Origin of the sequence: Bradyrhizobium sp. 147 (assembly GCF_023073935.1) — a bacterium.
Lineage (GTDB): Bacteria > Pseudomonadota > Alphaproteobacteria > Rhizobiales > Xanthobacteraceae > Bradyrhizobium.
In genome coordinates this window covers 23477-43727 of record NZ_JADPKL010000042.1, presented here as the reverse complement: position 1 = coordinate 43727, position 20251 = coordinate 23477, and the positions used below count along the sequence as shown (strand labels likewise).

Annotated in this window: 16 protein-coding genes; 11 read left to right on the top strand and 5 right to left on the bottom strand. The window is 64.3% G+C overall.

From position 1 onward, the window contains the following. Nucleotides 1-132: 132 nt before the first annotated feature. Complete coding sequence (locus tag IVA87_RS09525; RefSeq protein WP_247301306.1) at nucleotides 133-1545, bottom strand: CoA transferase; 1413 nt, start codon at nucleotides 1543-1545, stop codon at nucleotides 133-135. Nucleotides 1546-1684: 139 nt separating this feature from the next. Here IVA87_RS09525 and IVA87_RS09520 point away from each other — a divergent pair, with 139 nt between their 5' ends. Continuing rightward, nucleotides 1685-1972 (top strand): hypothetical protein, encoded by a 288-nt coding sequence (locus IVA87_RS09520; protein WP_247301415.1) that lies wholly within the window; start codon nucleotides 1685-1687, stop codon nucleotides 1970-1972. Nucleotides 1973-2061: 89 nt separating this feature from the next. Then, nucleotides 2062-2832 carry an SDR family oxidoreductase gene (locus IVA87_RS09515; protein ID WP_247301307.1) on the top strand — a complete coding sequence of 257 codons (771 nt, stop codon included), beginning with the start codon at nucleotides 2062-2064 and terminating at the stop codon, nucleotides 2830-2832. Nucleotides 2833-2912: 80 nt separating this feature from the next. On the opposite strand, the gene IVA87_RS09510 is transcribed toward IVA87_RS09515, so the two are convergent. The 3 genes from IVA87_RS09510 to IVA87_RS09500 are packed head-to-tail and all read right to left on the bottom strand — an operon-like array spanning nucleotide 2913 to nucleotide 8669. Continuing rightward, a complete protein-coding gene (locus IVA87_RS09510) occupies nucleotides 2913-6395 on the bottom strand; it encodes an error-prone DNA polymerase (protein WP_247333445.1) in 3483 nt (1160 codons plus the stop codon). After that, the gene (locus IVA87_RS09505; RefSeq protein ID WP_247301309.1) at nucleotides 6392-7984 is read right to left on the bottom strand and encodes a DNA polymerase Y family protein; all 1593 of its coding nucleotides are present in this window, start codon (nucleotides 7982-7984) and stop codon (nucleotides 6392-6394) included. Before IVA87_RS09505 ends, IVA87_RS09510 begins: the two co-directional genes overlap by 4 nt. Then, entirely contained in the window at nucleotides 7881-8669 is a 789-nt protein-coding gene (locus tag IVA87_RS09500; RefSeq protein ID WP_247333444.1) for a DNA repair protein, read from the bottom strand. Before IVA87_RS09500 ends, IVA87_RS09505 begins: the two co-directional genes overlap by 104 nt. A 163-nt stretch (nucleotides 8670-8832) precedes the next feature. Here IVA87_RS09500 and IVA87_RS09495 point away from each other — a divergent pair, with 163 nt between their 5' ends. The 3 genes from IVA87_RS09495 (at nucleotide 8833) to IVA87_RS09485 (ending at nucleotide 13237) form a co-directional block, all read left to right on the top strand. Further along, entirely contained in the window at nucleotides 8833-10068 is a 1236-nt protein-coding gene (locus IVA87_RS09495) for a putative DNA modification/repair radical SAM protein (protein WP_247301311.1), read from the top strand. Further along, nucleotides 10068-11510, top strand: coding sequence for a UdgX family uracil-DNA binding protein (locus IVA87_RS09490; protein WP_247301312.1), 1443 nt, complete (start codon nucleotides 10068-10070; stop codon nucleotides 11508-11510). Before IVA87_RS09495 ends, IVA87_RS09490 begins: the two co-directional genes overlap by 1 nt. Before the next feature lie 98 nt (nucleotides 11511-11608). Beyond that, the gene (locus tag IVA87_RS09485) at nucleotides 11609-13237 is read left to right on the top strand and encodes an inorganic phosphate transporter (protein ID WP_247301313.1); all 1629 of its coding nucleotides are present in this window, start codon (nucleotides 11609-11611) and stop codon (nucleotides 13235-13237) included. Nucleotides 13238-13391: 154 nt separating this feature from the next. On the opposite strand, the gene IVA87_RS09480 is transcribed toward IVA87_RS09485, so the two are convergent. Next, complete coding sequence (locus IVA87_RS09480) at nucleotides 13392-14564, bottom strand: M20 aminoacylase family protein (protein ID WP_247301314.1); 1173 nt, start codon at nucleotides 14562-14564, stop codon at nucleotides 13392-13394. A gap of 212 nt (nucleotides 14565-14776) precedes the next feature. On the opposite strand from IVA87_RS09480, the gene IVA87_RS09475 reads away from it, so the two are divergent. From IVA87_RS09475 to IVA87_RS09450, 6 genes are all read left to right on the top strand, one after another. Continuing rightward, nucleotides 14777-16396 (top strand): GMC family oxidoreductase N-terminal domain-containing protein, encoded by a 1620-nt coding sequence (locus IVA87_RS09475; protein ID WP_247301315.1) that lies wholly within the window; start codon nucleotides 14777-14779, stop codon nucleotides 16394-16396. Nucleotides 16397-16408: 12 nt separating this feature from the next. Further along, nucleotides 16409-17290 (top strand): alpha/beta hydrolase, encoded by an 882-nt coding sequence (locus IVA87_RS09470; protein WP_247301316.1) that lies wholly within the window; start codon nucleotides 16409-16411, stop codon nucleotides 17288-17290. A gap of 229 nt (nucleotides 17291-17519) precedes the next feature. After that, nucleotides 17520-18464, top strand: a complete 945-nt coding sequence (locus IVA87_RS09465) for a metallophosphoesterase (protein ID WP_247301317.1) — start codon at nucleotides 17520-17522, stop codon at nucleotides 18462-18464. Between the two features lie 14 nt (nucleotides 18465-18478). Then, nucleotides 18479-18814, top strand: a complete 336-nt coding sequence (locus IVA87_RS09460) for a cupredoxin family copper-binding protein (RefSeq protein WP_247333442.1) — start codon at nucleotides 18479-18481, stop codon at nucleotides 18812-18814. Nucleotides 18815-18929: 115 nt separating this feature from the next. Then, nucleotides 18930-19478, top strand: a complete 549-nt coding sequence (locus tag IVA87_RS09455) for a sigma-70 family RNA polymerase sigma factor (protein ID WP_247301319.1) — start codon at nucleotides 18930-18932, stop codon at nucleotides 19476-19478. Further along, nucleotides 19475-20242 carry an anti-sigma factor gene (locus IVA87_RS09450; protein ID WP_247301320.1) on the top strand — a complete coding sequence of 256 codons (768 nt, stop codon included), beginning with the start codon at nucleotides 19475-19477 and terminating at the stop codon, nucleotides 20240-20242. The genes IVA87_RS09455 and IVA87_RS09450 overlap by 4 nt, the downstream gene beginning before the upstream one ends. The last annotated feature ends 9 nt before the right edge of the window (nucleotides 20243-20251 follow it).

The window sequence follows — 20251 nt, the reverse complement described above, 5'->3', positions numbered from 1 at the left end:
GTTTGCGACGATCTCGGCAAATGACTGCCGTATCGGTCGCGCTAATAGTGCCGAATTCCGATTTCAAACAACCTAAAAAACGCTAGGCGCCTCTTGGTCGACGTTAAAATTTCGCGATGTGTCAGCTTCATGTCAGCTTCGCGCCGGCCACTGTGCCGGATGAGTGCCGAGCGGCATCGCCGGACGTCTCCATTGTGCCGGCGTCGTCGATAGCACCGCCGAATGGCGCACCGCCTTCAACATGCCGAAGCCAGATGGCATGCTCTCGATGAACGCAGCATGTATGGCCTCCCCCGTAAGATCCGGGGTGTCCAGTCCGCCGTCAAGCCGGCCGAGATTCCAAAGCCAGCGTCCGGTCTGCGCCAGCGACACGCGGACGTGCCAGCTGCCACCTTCGCGGGCTTGGCGCACTTTGGCCATCATGGCGCCGAACGCCATCAGATAGCCGGTGGCGTGGTCGAGCATCTGCGCCGGCAATTCCTTGGGACCGTCGATGCCGGCGGCCTGTCCCTCCGCCTGGTTAAAGCCGGTCGCGGTCTGCACCAGTGAATCGAAGCCGCGCCGCTCCGCCCACGGGCCGGCATGACCATAGGCCGACAGCGTGACATAGACGATGCCGGGATTGATTTGCGCTGCGTCCTCCGGCGCGAAGCCGAGGGCGGCAAGCGCGCGCGGGCGGTAGCCTTGCGAAAAGACGTCGGCGTCTTTCAACAGGGCGCGCAATTGCGCCCTGCCCGCCGCGCTCTTCAGGTCGATGAAGGTGGTGAGCTTGCCGCGGCCGGTGTCGATGGTGAGCCAGGGAATGGCGGGTAGTTCGGGCCCTGAGACGAGCAGCACGTCCGCGCCGTGCGCAGCGAGCGTGCGGCCTGCGACAGGGCCCGCGATGACGCGGGAGAGATCGAGCACGCGCAGGCCCGCGAGCGGACGATCGCTGTTCGACAATCCCAGCGGCCACGGTTTCGCCGGGGCCTCGCCGATCTTCTCGATCGAGACCAGCGGCAGTTCGGCGAGCGCACGCGCCTGCGGCAGCGCCGACCATTCGTCGTAGCTGCGCATCAGGGCAACGACGCCGCCTGCGGCGTAAGCCGCAGCCTCGAAATCCTCGCCGTTCCATTGCATGAGCGCCGCCTGCACCTTCTCGCGCTCGGGCACGCAGCGGAGCACCTTGCAGACGGCCTCGCGGTGATGCGGGAAATTGGTGTGGCAGCGGACGAAGCGGCCATCGCCGGTCCTGTAGACGCCGGCGATGGCGTCCCACGCCGGGGGCGGCGGCTTGTCGTCGACGCGCAAATAGCGCTCGGATCGGCATTCGACGACCGCATGACGCATGTCGACGGAGACGTCCTGCGCCTCGCCGCTGCGCAGTCGCCAGATCTCCGCGGCGGCGAGGCCGGCGGCGGCGATCGTCGTCTGCCCGGCGACAGCGACGCGAAACGAGGATGGGATCTGCGGCTCCTCACCGGTCAGCTGCACGCGGTCGAGCGCAGCCGGATCGCCGCCGACGGAGGTCCAGATATCCCTGAGAATGCCGGCGGCACTTTGCATGGCCGCTTTTCTCCCGTTTGTTTGAGCATGGTCTTCGCGCAAACGCATTCGTCGTTTGTCGCGAGGGAAAACCGTTACACGCTTTGCCGGATCATGCGCTAATTTTCACGACCATCTCATGATCGCAGAAAGGATTGCAATGGCCGCCATCGATCCCCTCACCGCGGGTGCCGTGTTCGTCGCAACGGCGGCCACCGACGCGGTCTATGTGATGTTCACCTCGGCCGTGGTTGCGCGAAAGCGCGTGCCGGCCGCGACTTGGAGCGCAATCTGGTATATGCTCTCCTCCTACGCGGTGATCAGCTACACCGAAAACGCCTTCTATGTCGCCTTCGCCGCGACAGGTTCCTGGGTCGGCGCCTACGTCTCGCTGACCTTCCTGCACCGCCCGCCCGGCGGCCCGCCGGTGGGAGCGGCGCCGGAGTGAGGGCGGCGCCTCTCTCCATATCGTTGGAGAATTCAGCATATCTCCCAAAAGAGCTACACTCCCGGCAAGACAACAAGGAAAACCAGACAATGGATCTCGGTCTCAAAGGAAAGAACGCCATCGTGCTCGGCGGCACGCGCGGCATCGGACGGGCGATCGCGGCGACACTCGCCGGTGAAGGCGCCAATGTCGCGGTATGCGCGCGCAACGCCGATCAGGTTGCGGCCACCGTCACTGAATTGAAGGCGAGCGGAATCCGTGCGACCGGCAGTCCAGTCGATGCCACCGACGGCGCGGCGCTGAAAGCCTGGATCGAGAATGCCGCAAAGGAGCTCGGTGGCATCGACATGCTGTTCTCCAATGCCGGCGCAATGGCGCAGGGCCAGGATGCCGCGTCCTGGGAACAGAATTTTCGGCTCGACGTGCTCGGCGCCGTGCATGCGTTCGATGCCGCCCGGCCGTTCCTCGAAGCCAGCGGCGAGAGAAGCGGCGATGCGGTCTTCGTCATCATCTCCTCGATCTCGGCCGCACAGGCTGACCTCGCCAGCTCTTACGGCCCGATCAAGGCGGCGCTGATTCACATGGCCAAGGGACTGGCGCGGCAATATGCGAAGAAGAAGATCCGGGTCAACGTGGTGTCGCCCGGCACCGTCTATTTCAAGGGCGGCGTCTGGAGCATGATCGAGCAGAACATGCCCGAGCGCTACAAGGATGCGATGAGCCGCAATCCGACCGGCCGCATGGCGACGCCGCAGGAGATCGCGAGCGCGGCAGTGTTCTTGGCGAGCCCGGTGTCGTCGTTCACGACCGGGTCCAATCTCGTCGTGGACGGCGCAATCTCGAACCGAGTGAATTTTTGAACGCTGGTTACGAGCGCTCACCACGCATTCGATGTCGTCCTGGCTTCGCCAGGACGACATCGGGGAGAGAGCCGAAATACTCAATGAAAATCCCGCGATGGCGGCAGGATGCGGACGTTGCGGGGGTGGCGGATTTTCTGCGCCGGGCTATCCGCGTGAGCACGGGGATCGTCGTTGAGCGGCTCGATCAGGGCGGTGCCTGCCGGCACCGGATGCTTGCGGCTTAAGGCGTCGTTGGCGAGGCCGATCAGGTCGTGCGAGCGATCGATCATGCGCTGAGCGATGAGATGCGTCACCTTTTCGGGGCTGCTCTGGATGTAGCCTTCGACCAGGATGAGGCGCGCGCACATCACCTCCTTGCGGTATTGCTCCATGATCTTGGGCCACACCACGACATTGGCGATGCCGGTTTCGTCCTCCAGCGTCATGAACACGACGCCGCTGGCGCTGCCCGGCCGCTGCCGCACCAAGACCACGCCGGCGCAGCGGACGCGGCGCCGCTCGTTCTCATGGTTGACATCCTTGCAGGCGATGACGCGCTCGCGCGAGAACATCTCGCGGAGGAATTCCATCGGGTGGCCCTTCAGCGACAGGCGAATGGTCTGATAGTCGGCGACCACTTGCTCGGCGCGCGGCATCACTGGCAGCGGCCTTGCGTGCTCGTCCGGCTGCTCGCGCGCGGTGGCCGCCTCGAACAGCGGCAGCGGCACGTCGTCCGGCAGCCGCCGCACCTGCCATAGCGCCTCGCGGCGGTCGAGCCCGAGCGAGCGGAACGCATCGGCATCCGCCAGCAGGATCAGCGCGCGCTTGGGCAGGCCGGTGTCGCGCGCGAAATCCTCGAGCGAGGTGAAGGGACGTCGGTTGCGGGCGGCGACGATGCGGTCGGCCCAGTCCTCTCTCCTGTCATTCCGGCGCGATGCGGCAGCGTCGAGCCCAGTATCCATTCCGTCAGGCGTATGCGGCCCGACGGCTTCCGGGCTCGTGCCAAGTGGCGCGCGCCCATTGCGTAATTGCGCAATGGGGAATGACGACTGAGAGCGCTTTAGCCTCTCCTCATCTTCGTCCAACCAGTGAAAGCCGTCGATCTGGCGGAAGCCGAGGCGAACGGCGCAGTATTTGCCTCTCCCCTGCTCCAGCGTGTTCTGCGCAAAACTGTAGGACACGTCGATGTCGCGCACCTCGACGCCGTTCTTGCGGGCATCCCCGACGATCTGCGCCGGAGCATAAAAGCCCATCGGCTGCGAGTTCAAGAGGCCGCAGCAGAAGGCGTCGGGGTGGTAATGCTTCAGCCATGAAGAGATATAGACGAGCTGTGCGAAGCTCGCGGCATGGCTCTCCGGAAAGCCGTAAGAGCCAAAACCCTTGATCTGGTCGAAGCAGCTTCGGGCAAAGTCGGGATCGTAGCCGCGCGCGACCATATTGCCGATCAGCTTGTCCTCGTATTTGCCGATGGTACCGACATTGCGGAAGGTCGCCATCGAGCGGCGCAGGCCATTGGCCTCCTCGGAGGTGAATTTTGCCGCCTCGATCGCGATGCGCATCGCCTGTTCCTGGAACAGCGGGACGCCCTTGGTCTTGTGCAGAACCTTGTAGAGCTCGTCCGCGGGACCATGCTCGGGCGATGGCGAGGGATAGCTCACTTTCTCCTGACCGTTCCGCCGCCGTAAGTACGGATGCACCATATCGCCCTGGATCGGCCCCGGACGTACGATCGCGACTTCGATGACGAGATCATAGAACGTCCGCGGCTTCAACCGCGGCAGCATGTTCATCTGTGCGCGGCTTTCGACCTGGAACACGCCGAGCGATTCCCCGTCGCAAAGCATGTCATAGACTTTGGGGTCGTCCTGCGGAACGCTCGCCAGCACCCAGCGCTCGCCCTTGTGCTCCGCGATCAAATCAAAACACTTGCGGATGCAGGTCAGCATGCCCAGCGCCAGCACGTCGACCTTCATCATGCTGAGCGCGTCGACGTCGTCCTTATCCCATTCGATGAACGTGCGGTCGTCCATCGCGGCATTGCCGATCGGCACATAGGTGTCGAGCCGGTCCTGCGTCAGCACATAACCGCCGACATGCTGGGAGAGATGGCGCGGGAATTCGATCAGTTCGGTTGCGAGCTCGACCGCGAGGTTGATCATGGGATTGTTGGGATCGAGTCCGGCCTGCCTGACCTGCATGTCGTTAAGGCCCTTGCCCCAGCTTCCCCAGACGGTGTCGGCGAGCGCGGCCGTGACATCCTCGGTCAGGCCCAGCGCCTTGCCGACGTCGCGGATGGCGCTGCGCGGGCGATAATGGATGACGGTGGCGATGATCGCGGCGCGGTGGCGGCCGTAGCGACGATAGACATATTGCATCACCTCCTCGCGCCGCGAATGCTCGAAATCGACATCGATATCGGGGGGCTCCAGCCGCTCCTTGGAGATGAAGCGCTCGAACAACAGATCGACCTTGGTTGGATCGACCGAGGTGATGCCGAGCACGTAGCACACGGCCGAGTTCGCCGCCGATCCCCGCCCCTGGCACAGGATATTCTGGCTGCGCGCGTAGCGCACGATGTCGTGCACGGTGAGGAAGTAATGCGCGTATTTCAGCTCGGCAATCAGCGCGAGCTCTTTCTTCAGCGTAGCGTACAGTTTCTCGTCGATTTTGGTGACGCCGCCGAAATATTTGTCGACACCGGCCCAGGTCAGATCCTCAAGATGACCTTGCGCGGTCTTGCCCGGCGGCACCGGCTCGTCCGGATATTGGTATTTGAGCTGATCGAGCGAGAAGTCGATTGCGTCGGCAAAGCGCATGGTCTCCGCGATCGCCTCGGGGAAATCGCGGAACAGCCGCGACATCTCCTGCGGCGCCTTCAAGAACCGCTCGGCGTTGGCTTCCAGCTTCCGTCCGACCGCCTCGATCGTGGTCTTTTCCCGGATGCAGGTCAGCACGTCCTGGAGAGGACGGCGCGCGGGATGATGATAGAGCACCTCGTTGGTCGCGAGCAACGGCACTCTTGCTTTTGCCGCGAGATCATCGAGCCGCGTCAGCCGGCGCCGGTCGTCGCCGCGATAGATCAGGCTCGCCGCCAGCCACACGCCCTCGGCCCGGCTGTCCTTGAGTTTTGCAAGAACATCCAGCGCCTGCGCGGGTTCGAAACGATGCGGCAGCGTCAGGACCAGGAGCTGGCCTTCCGAAAACTCGAGGAGGTCGGCGAAGGTAAGACGACACTCGCCCTTCTCGATCCGCGTGATGTCGTCGCCGCGCTTGCCCTTTGTGAGAAGCTGGCACAGCCGACCATAGGCCGCGCGGTCACGCGGATAGACCAGAATGTCCGGCGTGCCGTCGATGAAGACGATGCGCGCGCCGATCAGGAGTTTCGGCTTGTGCAGCACCTCGGCATTGTCGAGCTCCTTGTAGGCGCGCACCACGCCGGCCAGCGTGTTGTGATCGGCAATGCCGATCGCGGGAATGCCGAGGATGCTGGCCTGATGCACATAGGCGCGCGGATCCGAGCCGCCGCCCAGGAAGGAAAAATTGGTGGTGATGCCGATCTCGGCATAGGCAGGCGTATTCATGCGAAGAGACCGTGCACATACCAGCCGGGAGAAGCGGGTTTGCCGTCGTCGTCGAACACCTCCCCCTCATAAAGACCGTCGCGAAAGATCCAGAAGCGCAGGCCTTCGGCATCCTCGATGCGGAAATAATCCCGCGTGAGCTGCTTGCCGTCCTGCCGCCACCATTCCATCGCGATGCGCTCGGGCCCTTCCACCCGCACCACCGCATGCAGCGCGCGGCGCCAGGTGAATTGATGCGGCGGGCCGTCCGGCACGGTCGCGAACGGCACCTTGATCGGCTCCGGCTTGTCGAACAGCCGCAAGGGACGCAGCGGCGGCTCGTTCTCGGCCCGCGCAGGCCATTCCGCCTGCATGGCGGCGGCGAGATGATGCTGCGCCGGCGCGGCGACAACCGCGCATTCAGGGATATGGGTGTCCTGCGGCAGGTGCACGACGACGCGCTTGCCGCCGATACGCGCGGCAATGCGGTCGATCAGTGCAGCAAGCTCGTCATTGTCGTGGACATGGGCATCGAGATCGCGCTGCTCCTGCACCACGATTTCTGTACGGCTCGCCGACAGCCGCACCATGTCAAAGCCGAAGCCGGGATCGAGCGGGTCGGCGAGCGCATCGAGACGCTCGCGAAACAACCGGTCGATCACCGCGCTGCGCGTCACCGGACGCCCGGTCTCGACCGTGATTGCGCGCACCACGCCATCGGTGCGGAAGAACGCGGCTTCCAGGCGTCGCGCGCCCTTGCCCTGCTTCTCCATGGATGCGATCAACGTGTCGGCAAGCCGCGACAGCGTCATCGCGATCATGGTGTCGGTCGCGATCGGCTCGGCGAAACGTTTTTCCACGATGTAGTCGGGCAGCGGTTTTCGCGGGTTGATCGGCGCATCGCCCTGCCCCAGCGCATGCGCCAGCAGCGTGGAGAACCGGGCGCCGAACCGCGCCGTGATCTCGCTCGGCGAGCGCGAGGCGACGTCGCCGATAGTCTTCAAACCGGCGCGACGCAAGCCTGTGGTGATGACTTCACCTGCACCGAGCGCGGAAATCGGAAATCGGCTGATCGCCGCCGCCTCCTCGCCATCGGCCACGATGGTGCCCGTGGCCTGCCGCGTCAGCGTGCGTGCGCAGATCGAGGTGCCGGCGATCGCCGCGCTGATGGCAAACCCCTGCCGGGCCAATGCGCGAACCAACGTCCGCAACAACGCGGCCTCACCACCGAACAGATGCGCGCAGCCGGTGATGTCCAGGAACAGGCCGTGCGGCGGATCGAGCGCCACCAGCGGTGTGAAGCGGTCGCACCAGTCCGCGACATCGCTGAGCGTCTTCGCATCGGCGACGATATCGGCGTCGAACACTTTCAGGTCCGGACACATCGCCCGCGCATTGGCCAAGGGCTGGCCGATATACAGGCCGAGGCGCTCGGCGGCCTCGTCGAGCGCATGGATCACCAGCGCATTGTTGTCCTTGATGACGACGATGCTTGGATCATTGCTCTTATGCAGTCCGACGTTCCCAAAGAACCGCTGAATCCGGTCGATGGGCAGGCGCGGCAGCCACAGGCTGAGAATACGTCGACGGCTCACTGAACTGGCACTCATCACATTTCCATTCCATGATCCACCGGCCACATGGGCCATGACGATTGCGCAAGAGCTCGGCATCGAAGCGCGGCGCGCCCCAGGCACTCGACACCGGGCCCGGCGGTGAATGCGCTGCGCGCAGCATCCATCGTGTTTCCGCGGTCGAGGGCAGCGGCTGCGCCGCCATGCGCAGCAAGAGCCCGGTGACGCCGGAAGCTTGCGCGGCCAGCGTCAGCTTGCGGCTCGCCACGAGATCGAACTGCCTGGTCTCGCCCCAGAGCTCGAGCACCACAGCCCCCAGCGCATCGCAGGCGAGCGCGTCGGCTGAGGTGCGCAGTGCGCTCTCGACATCAGCGCCGCGCACCATCACCACGCGGCGCGGATCGAGACCGAACTCGGCGAGCCCGCTCATCGACAGCGCGCCGGTTTCGATTTCCGAAAAATCCTGCCGCACCCATAGCAACGGCCGGTGCGCCGAGACGCGGCCCGCAAGCCCCATGACAAAGCCCGTTGCGGACGTCCCCTGCCGGCCCTCACAAAACACCTCATGGATCGCCGCACGTGCGAGCCCGCCCTTCAGCGCGCTGTCCGCCTCGCTGTGGCCGAGCGTGATGCGATCGCGCTGATGCACGACCTCCGCCGTCTCGATGCGCTCGATCTGGCTGCGCAAGGTCGCAAGCGCGCTTCTGCGTGCGCCGCTCATGCTCGCCGCTCCTTCAGGGGTGATTGCCGGTGGCTCTCAAAAAGAGAACCAGCGGCTGGCTCATTTGTTCATGATATGTTCTAATATAAAGCTAACGCCGCCCTGGGAGTCAATCGAATTGGCGCGCTTTGGGATTCATGAGTGGAATCAAAGGGATTCAAACATGGACGTACAACGCAAGCTGGAAATCCTGGCGGATGCTGCCAAGTACGACGCATCCTGCGCCTCCAGCGGCACCGAGAAGCGGGATTCCAGCGACGGCAAGGGCATGGGCTCGACCGCGCCGGGCATGGGCATCTGCCATTCTTACGCGCCGGATGGACGCTGCATCTCCCTGCTCAAGGTGCTGCTGACCAATGCCTGCAATTACGATTGCCTCTATTGCGTCAACCGCGCCTCCTCGAACGTAGCACGCGCCCGCTTCACCATCGACGAGGTCGTCAAGCTGACGCTCGACTTCTACCGGCGCAATTACATCGAGGGCCTGTTTCTCTCCTCCGGCATCATCCGCAGCCCCGATTACACAATGGAGCAAGTGGTCAGCGTCGCGCGAAAACTGCGCGAGGAGCATCACTTCCGCGGCTACATCCACCTCAAGACCATTCCCGAAGCCGACGATGCGCTGATCGCAGCAGCCGGCCAATATGCCGACCGTCTCTCCATCAACATCGAGATGCCGCAAGAGACGAGCCTTAAGCAATTCGCGCCGGAGAAGGACGTGCGCGCAATCCGTCGCACCATGGGCCGGCTGCGGCTCAAGCTCGACGAAGCCGAGGAAGGCCGCAGCGCGAAAACGAAGGCCAAGCCGCAGCGCTTTGCGCCGGCTGGGCAAAGCACGCAGATGATCGTCGGCGCCGACACGGCCTCCGATCACACCATTCTCCACAGCAGCGCCAATCTCTACGGCGCCTACCGCCTGCGACGCGTCTATTATTCCGCGTTCAGCCCGATCCCCGACGCCAGCCGCGCTTTGCCGCTGGTGCAGCCGCCGCTGCTGCGCGAGCACCGGCTCTACCAGGCCGACTGGCTGATGCGGTTCTACGGCTTCGACGTCGGCGAGATCGTCGACGACAGCGCGATGCTGCCGCTCGAGATCGATCCAAAGCTCGCCTGGGCGCTGCGCCACCGCGACCGCTTTCCGCTCGACGTCAACCGCGCCAGCCGCGAGGAATTGCTGCGCGTGCCGGGCTTCGGCACCAAAGCAGTCGAACGCATCATCGCGACACGGCGCACGACAACGATCCGCCTCGCCGATCTCGCGCGGCTGCATGTGCCCCGGCACAAGGCGCTGCCGTTCATCGTCCTCAGCGATCACCGGCCGCCGCCACACCGCCTCGATGAGGCGCGGCTGATCGAACGGTTCAAACCAAAGGCAACGCAACTGGGGTTTGGCTTCTGATGCAGTTCATCATCCTCGACAACGAAACCGATTTCGACGGCTGGCGCAAAGCCGCGCGGAGTCTCGTGCTTCACCACGTGCCGCCCAGCGATGTCACCTGGACTGTGCAAGGCGGCGAAGCCGAGCTGTTCGCCCCGTCTTCGCCATCTCCGATCCTCGAAGTGAACGACGGCACCTTCAACGTATCAGGCAAATTCGTCGAACTGGCCAAAGCAGCAATCCTGCACCGCGACCGCGAACGCTTTGCGATCCTCTATCGCCTGCTGTTTCGGCTGAAGGACAATCACGATCTCATCGAGGTCGCAACCGATCCCGATGTCGCGCAAGTCACGGCCATGGCGAAGGCAGTCTACCGCGACGAGCACAAGATGCATGCCTTCGTGCGCTTCCGCGAAATCGGCAGGGAACGCCAGGCTCATTACGTCGCCTGGTTCGAGCCGGAACATCACATCGTCGAGCTCGCCGCGCCATTTTTCGCCAAGCGCTTTGCCGACATGCCCTGGTCGATCCTGACGCCCGACCTCTGCGCGCATTGGGATGGCCACGCACTCTCGTTCACGCCGGGCGTCAGCAAGAGCGAGGCGCCCGGCGAAGACCGGCTGGAGGAAACCTGGCGGCGCTACTATGCCAGCATCTTCAATCCGGCCCGCCTCAAGGTGAAGGCGATGCAGGCCGAGATGCCGAAGAAATACTGGAGGAACCTGCCCGAGGCTTCGATCATTAAGCCCTTGATCGAGGATGCCGAGCGCATGACCGGCGCCATGATCGCCAATGCCGCAACCGATCCGCACAAGCCTCAGAAGCGGCCGGAGGCTCCGATGAAACGCAAGACCACAACCGACGATCTCGACGCGCTTCGCGAGGAGGCCGCGCATTGCCGCGCCTGCCATCTCTACAAGGACGCGACCCAAACCGTGTTCGGCGAAGGCCCGAAGTCCGCCAACATCATGCTGGTCGGCGAGCAGCCCGGCGACAAGGAAGACCTCGCCGGCCATCCCTTTGTCGGCCCGGCCGGCCAGATGCTCGATCGCGCGCTGGAGGAAGCCGGCGTCGATCGCAAGAAGGTCTATGTCACCAATGCCGTCAAGCACTTCAAATTCGTGCCGCGCGGCAAGATCCGCCTGCACCAGAAGCCGAATACGCCGGAGATCCGGGCGTGCCGGCAATGGTATGAGCGGGAGCTGGCGGCCGTTCAGCCCGATCTCGTCGTCGCGATGGGCGCCACCGCCGCGCAAAGCGTGTTCGGCAAGATCACGCCCATCGGCAAAAACCGAGGCCGGTTGATCGACCTTCCCGACGGGCGCAAGGCTTTGGTGACGGTGCACCCGTCTTATCTGCTGCGGCTGCCCGATCCCGAGGCCAAGGTGCTGGAATATCAGCGCTTTGTCGAAGATTTGAAGATCGCGGCCGGCTTGCAGAAGAAGGCTGCACGGGCTGCTTAAATACTGGCAGGAAGGCGGCTTTCACGCCTTGGTTGTCATTCAGCCTTCAAATCCATCGCGGACAATACCCTTACCTGAAGGTTAAGGGGCGTCCAGAGATGACCGATGTAGCATTCGACCGCGCGGTAACAGATCGCGCGCCCGTCCAGCCGGCGTCGCGGCCAAATCTCGACAAGGGCTTCAATCCGCTGACGCTGATCCTGTTCTTCGGCATCCTCGCCGCGGGCGCGCTGTTCGTCGCCTACAGCATCTATGTCGACATCAACGCGACTGGCACGCGGGTGACGACCTACCTGCCCTACATCCTCCTATTCGTCGCGCTCCTCATCGCGCTCGGCTTCGAGTTCGTCAACGGCTTCCACGACACCGCCAATGCGGTGGCCACCGTGATCTACACCCATTCGCTGCCGGCCGAAGTCGCGGTGATGTGGTCGGGCTTCTTCAACTTCCTCGGCGTGCTCTTGTCCTCCGGCGCGGTCGCATTCGGCATCGTCTCGCTGCTGCCGGTCGAGCTGATCCTCCAGGTCGGCTCCAGCGCCGGTTTCGCCATGGTGTTCGCGCTTCTGATCGCCGCGATCCTGTGGAATCTCGGCACCTGGTTCTTCGGACTGCCCGCCTCGTCCTCGCACACGCTGATCGGCTCGATCATCGGCGTCGGCGTCGCCAACGCCGTCATGCGCGGCCGCGACGGCACCTCGGGCGTGGACTGGAGCAAGGCGACCGAGATCGGTTACGCGCTGCTGCTCTCGCCGCTGTTCGGCTTCATTTGCGCCGCCGTGCTGCTGCTGCTGCTCAAGTTCATCGTGCGCAATCCGTCTCTGTACGCGGCACCTGAGGGCAACAAGGCGCCGCCACTCTGGATCCGGGGCCTACTGATCCTGACCTGTACCGGCGTCAGCTTCGCCCACGGCTCCAATGACGGCCAGAAGGGCATGGGCCTGATCATGCTGATCCTGATCGGCACCGTGCCGACGGCTTACGCCCTCAACCGGGCGCTGCCGGAATCTCAGGTCGCCCAGTTCCAGAAGGCCTCCGAAGCTGCCTCCAAGGTGATCTCGGCGAAAGGCGCCGGCCACAGCATCATCGGCGATCCCCGCCCGGCGGTGACGCAATACATCGCCCTGCACGAGCTCAACGATGGTACCTATCCCTCGCTCGCCGTGCTGGTGAAGGACGTCGGCGATCAGGTCGCTCGATACGGCACGCTGAGCAAGGTACCCGCCGAAGCCGTCGGCAACACCCGCAACGACATGTACCTGACCTCCGAAGCGATCCGCTTCCTGATGAAGGACAAGGCGAACGATCTCAACAAGGACGAGATCGCGGTGCTCAACACCTACAAGGGCTCGCTCGACGCTGCGACGAAGTTCATCCCGACCTGGGTGAAGATCGCCGTCGCCATCGCGCTCGGCCTCGGCACCATGATCGGCTGGAAGCGCATCGTCATCACCGTCGGCGAGAAGATCGGCAAAAGCCATCTCACCTATGCGCAGGGAGCCTCGGCCGAGCTCGTGGCCGCCGCCACGATCGGCGCCGCCGACGTGTTCGGCCTGCCCGTCTCGACCACTCACGTGCTGTCGTCCGGCGTCGCCGGCACCATGGCGGCCAACGGCTCGGGCCTGCAATGGTCGACCATCCGCAACCTGTTGATGGCCTGGGTGCTGACGCTGCCCTGCGCGATCATGTTGTCGGCCACGCTCTACGTGATCTTCTCGCGGATCTTCTGAGAAGAACGACACTCCATAAATGCGGATGGCCGGGCTTAGCCCGGCCATTTGCATTCAAGATTGTCATTCCGGGACGGCTCGAAGAGCCGAACCCGGAATCTCGAGATTCCGGGTCTGGTCCTGCGGACCATCCCGGAATGACGACTCAGAAGCCTTAAGACGCCGCCAGCTGCTCCTCCACCAGCTTCACCCAGTAGGACGTACCGAAGACGATCGCCTCGTCGTCGAAATTGTAGGCGGGGTGATGCAGGCCGGCGCTGTCGCCGTTGCCGCAGAAGATGAACGCTCCAGGCCGCGCTTCCAGCATATAGGCAAAATCCTCGCCGCCCATCAGCGGCGGCATCTCGTGCACGTTGGCATCGCCTGCGACCTGCTTGGCGATGCGCGTTGCCACCTCGGTCTCCGCGGCGTGGTTGTTCACCACCGGATAATTGCGTTTGTAGCGCAGATCGATCTTGGCGCCGGTGATCTGCGCCACGCCGGCCACAACTTCGCGGACGCGCTTCTCGACCAGCTGGCGCACCTCCGGCGACAGCGTGCGGATAGTGCCCCTCAGCGTCGCCGTTTGCGGAATGACGTTGCGGGCATTGCCGGCGTGGAACTCGCAGATCGAGATCACGGCCGATTCCAAGGGATCGACGCTGCGCGCGACGATCGATTGCAGGGCAGTGATCACCTGTGCACCGACCAGCACGGAGTCCACGCATTTGTGCGGACGCGCGGCATGGCCGCCGACGCCCTCGATCAGGATGTCGACCTCGTCGGTCGCCGCCATGATCGGTCCCGGCCGGATCGCAAACGAGCCGATCGGGATGCCCGGGCCGTTGTGCATGCCATAGACCTGCTCGATGCCGAAACGCTCCATTAGGCCATCCTTGACCATGGCCTCGCCGCCGGCGCCGCCCTCCTCGGCCGGCTGGAAGATCACCACGGCATCGCCGGCGAAGTTGCGGGTCTCGGCCAGGTAGCGCGCCGCGCCCAGCAGCATCGCGGTGTGGCCGTCATGGCCGCAGGCGTGCATCTTGCCCGGGTTCTTCGAGGCGTAAGGCAGGTTGGTCTGCTCCTCGACCGGGAGCGCATCCATGTCGGCGCGCAGGCCGATCACCTTGAGCCCGTCGCCGGCCGGCTTGCTGCCTTTGATGACGCCGACCACGCCGGTCTGGCCGAGGCCAGTCACGACCTCATCGCAGCCGAACTCGCGCAGGCGGTCAGCGATGAATGCTGCGGTGCGGTGAACCTCGTACAGCAGCTCCGGATGCTGATGGATGTCCCGGCGCCAGGCCTGAATATCGGGTTGGAGGTCGGCGACGCGGTTCACGATAGGCATGGAGCATCTCAAGCTTTTTTGGGAACACAGGATTGTCCTACCATGCAAGCGCCGGTCCACCTAACTCCCGTGGATCGAAGGTAACCTGTCCTTTCGTCATGGCCGGGCTTTTAGCCAGCTTGTCTTGGCCATCTACGTCCGACTATTACGACAGAAAGCGCGTGGATGGCCGGGACAAGCCCTGGCATGACGCCTGTTGGGATGGACGCAGAATGCCAAGACGGCTCGAAGGTGAGTTTGACTACATTATCGTCGGAGCCGGCACGGCGGGATGTATTGTCGCGAACCGGCTGTCGGCCGATCGCAACAACCGCGTCCTCATCCTCGAAGCCGGCGGCGACGACAACTGGATCTGGTTCCACATCCCGGTCGGCTATCTCTTCGCGATCGGCAATCCGCGCTCGGACTGGATGTTCAAGACGGAAGCCGAGCCGGGCTTGAACGGCCGCGCGCTCGCCTATCCCCGCGGCAAGGTGATCGGCGGCTGCTCGGCGATAAACGCCATGATCTCCATGCGCGGGCAGGCTGCCGACTACGACCATTGGCGCCAGCTCGGGCTGACCGGCTGGGGCTATGACGACGTGCTGCCGCTGTTCAAACGGCTGGAGGATCATTTCCTTGGGCCGAGCGAGCATCATGGCACAGGAGGCGGCTGGCGCATCGAGGCGCCGCGGCTGTCGTGGGACATTCTCGACGCCGTTGGGGACGCCGCCGAGGAGATGGGCATCAAGCGCATCCCGGACTTCAACACCGGGGACAACGAAGGCACCAGCTATTTCCACGTCAACCAGAAGCGCGGCCGGCGCTGGTCGTCGGCGCGCGGCTTCCTCAAGCCCGCGCTGAACCGTCCCAATCTGCGGCTGGAAAAGCATGTGCTGGTCGACCGCCTGATCATCGAGCAGGGTCGCGCCGTCGGCGTGCGCTTCATCCAGAACGGCGAGATCATCGAGGCGCGCGCCAAGCGCGAGGTGATCCTCTCGGCCGGCTCGATCGGCTCGGTGCAGGTGCTGCATCGCTCCGGCATCGGCCCCGCCGACTGGCTTTCGCCGCTCGGCATCGACATCGTCGTGGACCGGCCCGGCGTCGGGCGCAACTTGCAGGATCACCTCCAGCAGCGCGCGATCTACAAGGTCGAAGGGGTGCGCACGCTGAACGAGACCTATTACAACCTGTTTCGCCGCGGCCTGATGGGGCTCGACTACGCGTTCCGCCGCCGCGGGCCGCTGACCATGGCGCCATCGCAGCTCGGCATCTTCACGCGCTCCGATGCGACGCGCGCACGCGCCAACATCCAGTTTCACGTGCAGCCGCTGTCGCTCGACAAGTTCGGCGATCCCCTGCACCGCTTCCCCGCGATCACGGTGAGCGCGTGCAATCTCCAACCGACCTCTCGCGGCACCGTGCGGGTGCGCTCGGCAACGCCTGACGAGAAGCCGATCATTGCGCCGAACTACCTGTCGACCGACGACGATCGCCAGGTCGGCGCCGACGCCATCCGCACCACGCGACGCCTGATGCAGCAGAAGGCGCTGGCAAAATACCGCCCGATCGAATATCTGCCCGGCCCCTCCGTCGGCGACGACGATGCCTCGCTTGCGAAGGCTGCCGGCGACATCGGCACCACCATCTTCCATCCCGTCGGCACCGCGAAGATGGGCGCGGCGAACGATCCGATGGCGGTGGTCGACGAACGCCTGCGCTTCTACGGCCTCGGCGGTCTCCGCATCGTCGATGCCTCGATCATGCCGACCATCACCTCGGGCAACACCAACACGCCGACCGCGATGATCGCGGAGAAAGGTGCGGCGATGATTTTGGAGGATGCGAAGTAGCATCCGGCCACCATGATCAATCCGTACCGCTTTTCAATCGGCCCAGCCGACGCGCAGATCGCCATGTTGCAATGGGGCGAGAGCGGGAAACCACCTGCCCTGCTCCTGCATGGCACTGGCTTCGTCGCTGACGTCTGGGACGAGGTCGCGCGCGAGCTTGCATCGACCTACACCGTCTATGCGCTCGACCGGCGCGGCCACGGCGCCAGCCACAAGCCCGGCGCCTATCACTTCCTGGATTACGCCGATGACGTGTGCCGGGTGATCGAGACACTCGAGCTGCGCGACGTCTATGGCATCGGCCACAGTGCTGGTGCGACCGACCTACTGCTCGCGGCAAAACTTCATCCCGGATGCTTCACGCGCCTGTTCGTGATGGAGCCGACCGTGATGGACCCGCGCGCGGCGCGCTCCGGCGCATTGAGCGACGAATCCCTTTCCCGCGTGCACGGCACGCTGCGGCGACGGGCCGAATTCGAGAACGCTGAGGCCGTCTTCGCGCGCTACCGCGCGGCGCCGGCATTTGCGGATTGGACCGAGACGTCGCTTTGGGCTTACGTGCGCCACGGCTTCGTGCCGCTCGACGACGGCCGGGTAAAGCTCTGCTGCACGCCGGAGATCGAGTCGGCAATCCTGCGTCCGATCTACGAAGCGATGGAGCAGGTTTATCTTGGCGATGCCCGCGGCAATCCGTTTACCTCGCTCACCGAGATCGACTGCCCGGTGCGCGTCACGACGGCCGCGAAGTCGGGGCTCATCTATAAGGAAATGGCGGCGCGCGCCGTATCGCTGCTTCCGCGCGTCAGCACGTTGGTCTTCGATGATGCCGGGCATTGCGTGGCGCAGGAAGTGCCGGCGGCCGTGGTGCAAGCCGTGAGAGATTTTTCAAAGTAAGTCTCGTGCCCGGACGCGGCGCAGATGCGCCGCCGAGCCGGGGCCCATCTCACAGCGTACCGCGCGGCTTTCAGGGTCCCGGCTCTGCAACGCATCACCAAAAGGTGCTGCATTGCGTCCGGGACACGAGAATCTCCCCCTCACGAAATCGTCATCGCATTCGGGAATAAGACCCTGCCTCCCCCGATCACCTTCCCGAAGCCCAATTCCGGGCGAGAGGAGATGCGCGATGAGCGGACACGATCACGGGGACGACGGCGTCAGCCGCCGCAGGGTGCTGGAATGCATGACCTGGGCCGGCACCGGGGTGCTCTGGACCATCACCGGCGGCGTGCCGCGCTCGCTCGGCATCATCGATACTGCGCAAGCTGCTACCGCGGCCGCGCCCGGCATGACCTTCCTCCAGATCAGCGACAGCCATGTCGGATTCGACAAGCCGGCCAATCCCAACGCGCTCGGCACGCTGGAGGAAGCCGTGAGCAAGATCAACGCGATGCCGGTCAAGCCGTCCTTCATGATCCACACCGGCGACATCACGCATCTGTCGAAGGCCGCCGAATTCGACAATGCCGAGCGCATCATCTCGCAAACCAAGCTCGACGTGCATTACGTGCCGGGCGAGCACGACTTCATCGACGAGGAGGTGAAACTCTATCGCGAGCGCTACGGCCATGGCACCAAGGGGCACGGCTGGTACTCGTTCGACGCCGGCGGCGTGCACTTCATCGGCCTCGTCAACGTCGTCGACCTCAAGGCCGGCGGCCTCGGCAATCTCGGCGCCGAGCAGCTCGCCTGGCTCGAGGACGATCTGCGCGGCAAGTCAAAATCGACTCCGGTCGTGCTGTTCGCGCACATCCCGCTCTGGACCGTCTATCCCGAATGGGGCTGGGGCACCGAAGACGGCGGCCGAGCGCTGGAATACGTCAAGGGCTTCGGCTCGGTCACGGTGCTCAACGGCCACATCCATCAGGTGATGCAGAAGGTCGAGGGCAACGTCACTTTCCACACTGCGCGCTCGACCGCCTTCCCGCAGCCTGCGCCGGGGGCCGCTCCCTCACCAGGACCGATGAAGGTCGATAACGCCAGGCTCCGCTCCATGCTTGGCGTTGCCAGCATCAACTTCAAGCAGAACGAGCAGCGCCTCGCCATCATCGACACGCCGCTCCAGGGCTGAGAGAAAAGCTGATCATGAAGACACTCAATCGGCGCGACTTCGGTGTCGACTTCGGTCTCGCTTTGGCCGCGGCCATCCTGTTGCCCACAACAGCTGCCCGCGCCGACGAGAGGGAGGTGCATATCGACAATTTCGTTTTCCAGCCGGCCGAGCTCACGATCAAGGTCGGCACCACCGTGACCTGGACCAACAGGGACGACATCCCGCACACCGTGGTGTCGGCCGGCAAGTTCAGATCCAAGACCCTGGACACCGAGGACAAGTTCTCGTTCACCTTCACCAATGCGGGCGACTACAAATATTTTTGCTCGTTGCATCCGCACATGACGGGGATGATCAAGGTTGAGTAACATCTCCAACCGAGGCACCCACGTCTTGCCCGGCCGGTTGTCCCACGCCGGCCGGGCTCAGACCTATTCGATCACGGCAAAAGAAGTAGCAAAGCAAAAGGCAAAGCGAGGCGCGATGCCCGGCAGCGACGATTTGCAGAAGGCGCAGCGCTTCCGCGAAGCGGCGCTGCCCTATCTCGACGACGTCTACACGCTCGCGCGCTATCTCTTGCGCGATGTCGCCGACGCCGAGGACGCGGTGCAGGAGTGCTATCTGCGCGCGCTGAAGCACTTTGACAGCTATCATGGACCGGCGATGAAGCCGTGGCTGTTCGCGATCCTGCGCAACGTCTGCAACGCAGAATATACGCGGCGCGCGCATTCGCACAGCGCGATCGAGGAGACGCCCGGCGCCGCCGAGCAGACACCGATCTGGCAGGAGAGCGAGGCAAGCCCGGAAACCGAAGTGCTGCGCAGCCGCGATGCCGGCGCGATCCGCAAGCTGATCGACGCGCTCGCCGAACCGTTCAAGGAAACCTTCGTGCTGCGGGAGATCAACAATCTTTCCTACCGTGAAATCGCCGAGGTCGTCGGCGCGCCCATCGGTACCGTGATGTCCCGCCTCGCCCGCGCCCGCGCCATGCTGCGCGCGGCCTGGAATGTGGAAGAGGAGCACTCAAGATGACTTGCGACGAAGCAAGGAACCTGCTTCACGCGCTGCTCGACAATGAGCTCGACGCGGGCCATGCGCGCGAGGTCGAAGCCCACATCGCAAGCTGCCCGGGTTGCGCTGCGGAGTTCGCCGCGCAGCGCGACATGCAGCGCGCGCTCGCCGACGCCAATTTGCGCTACACCGCGCCCGCAAGCCTGCGCAGCCGGATCGAGGCCTCGTTGCCCGAGCCGCAGCGCCAACAACCAAGCCGCCGCTCCGTGCTGCGCGGCTTTGCAATGGGCTCAGCCGTCTCCGCGCTTGCTGCTTCGGGCGTCGTCGCGGTGGTGCTGCGCCAGGACGACCAGCAGCGCATCCTGTCGGAGGTCGTCTCCGCGCATCTGCGCTCGCTCCAAGCCGGTCACCTTACCGACGTGATTTCCACCGACCAGCACACCGTCAAGCCATGGTTCAACGGCAAGCTCGACGTCGCCCCGCCCGTGATCGACCTCACCGCGCAGGGTTTCACGCTCGTCGGCGGCCGCCTCGACTATATCGATGCGCGCGCCATCGGTGCCGTGGTCTACCGGCGCCGGCAGCACGTCATCAACCTGTTCGTGTCGCAGACATCGAACGCGGAATATCGCGCGCCAAAGACCGAAACCATGCAGGGCTTCAACTGCCGCCGTTGGGGCAATCGCGGCCTGAACTTCTGGGCCGTCAGCGATCTCGGCGCCGACGAGCTCGCCGAGTTCGTCGACAGGTTCGAGGCGGCGATGAAGGCGAATGTCGAGGGATAGAGGGTCTCG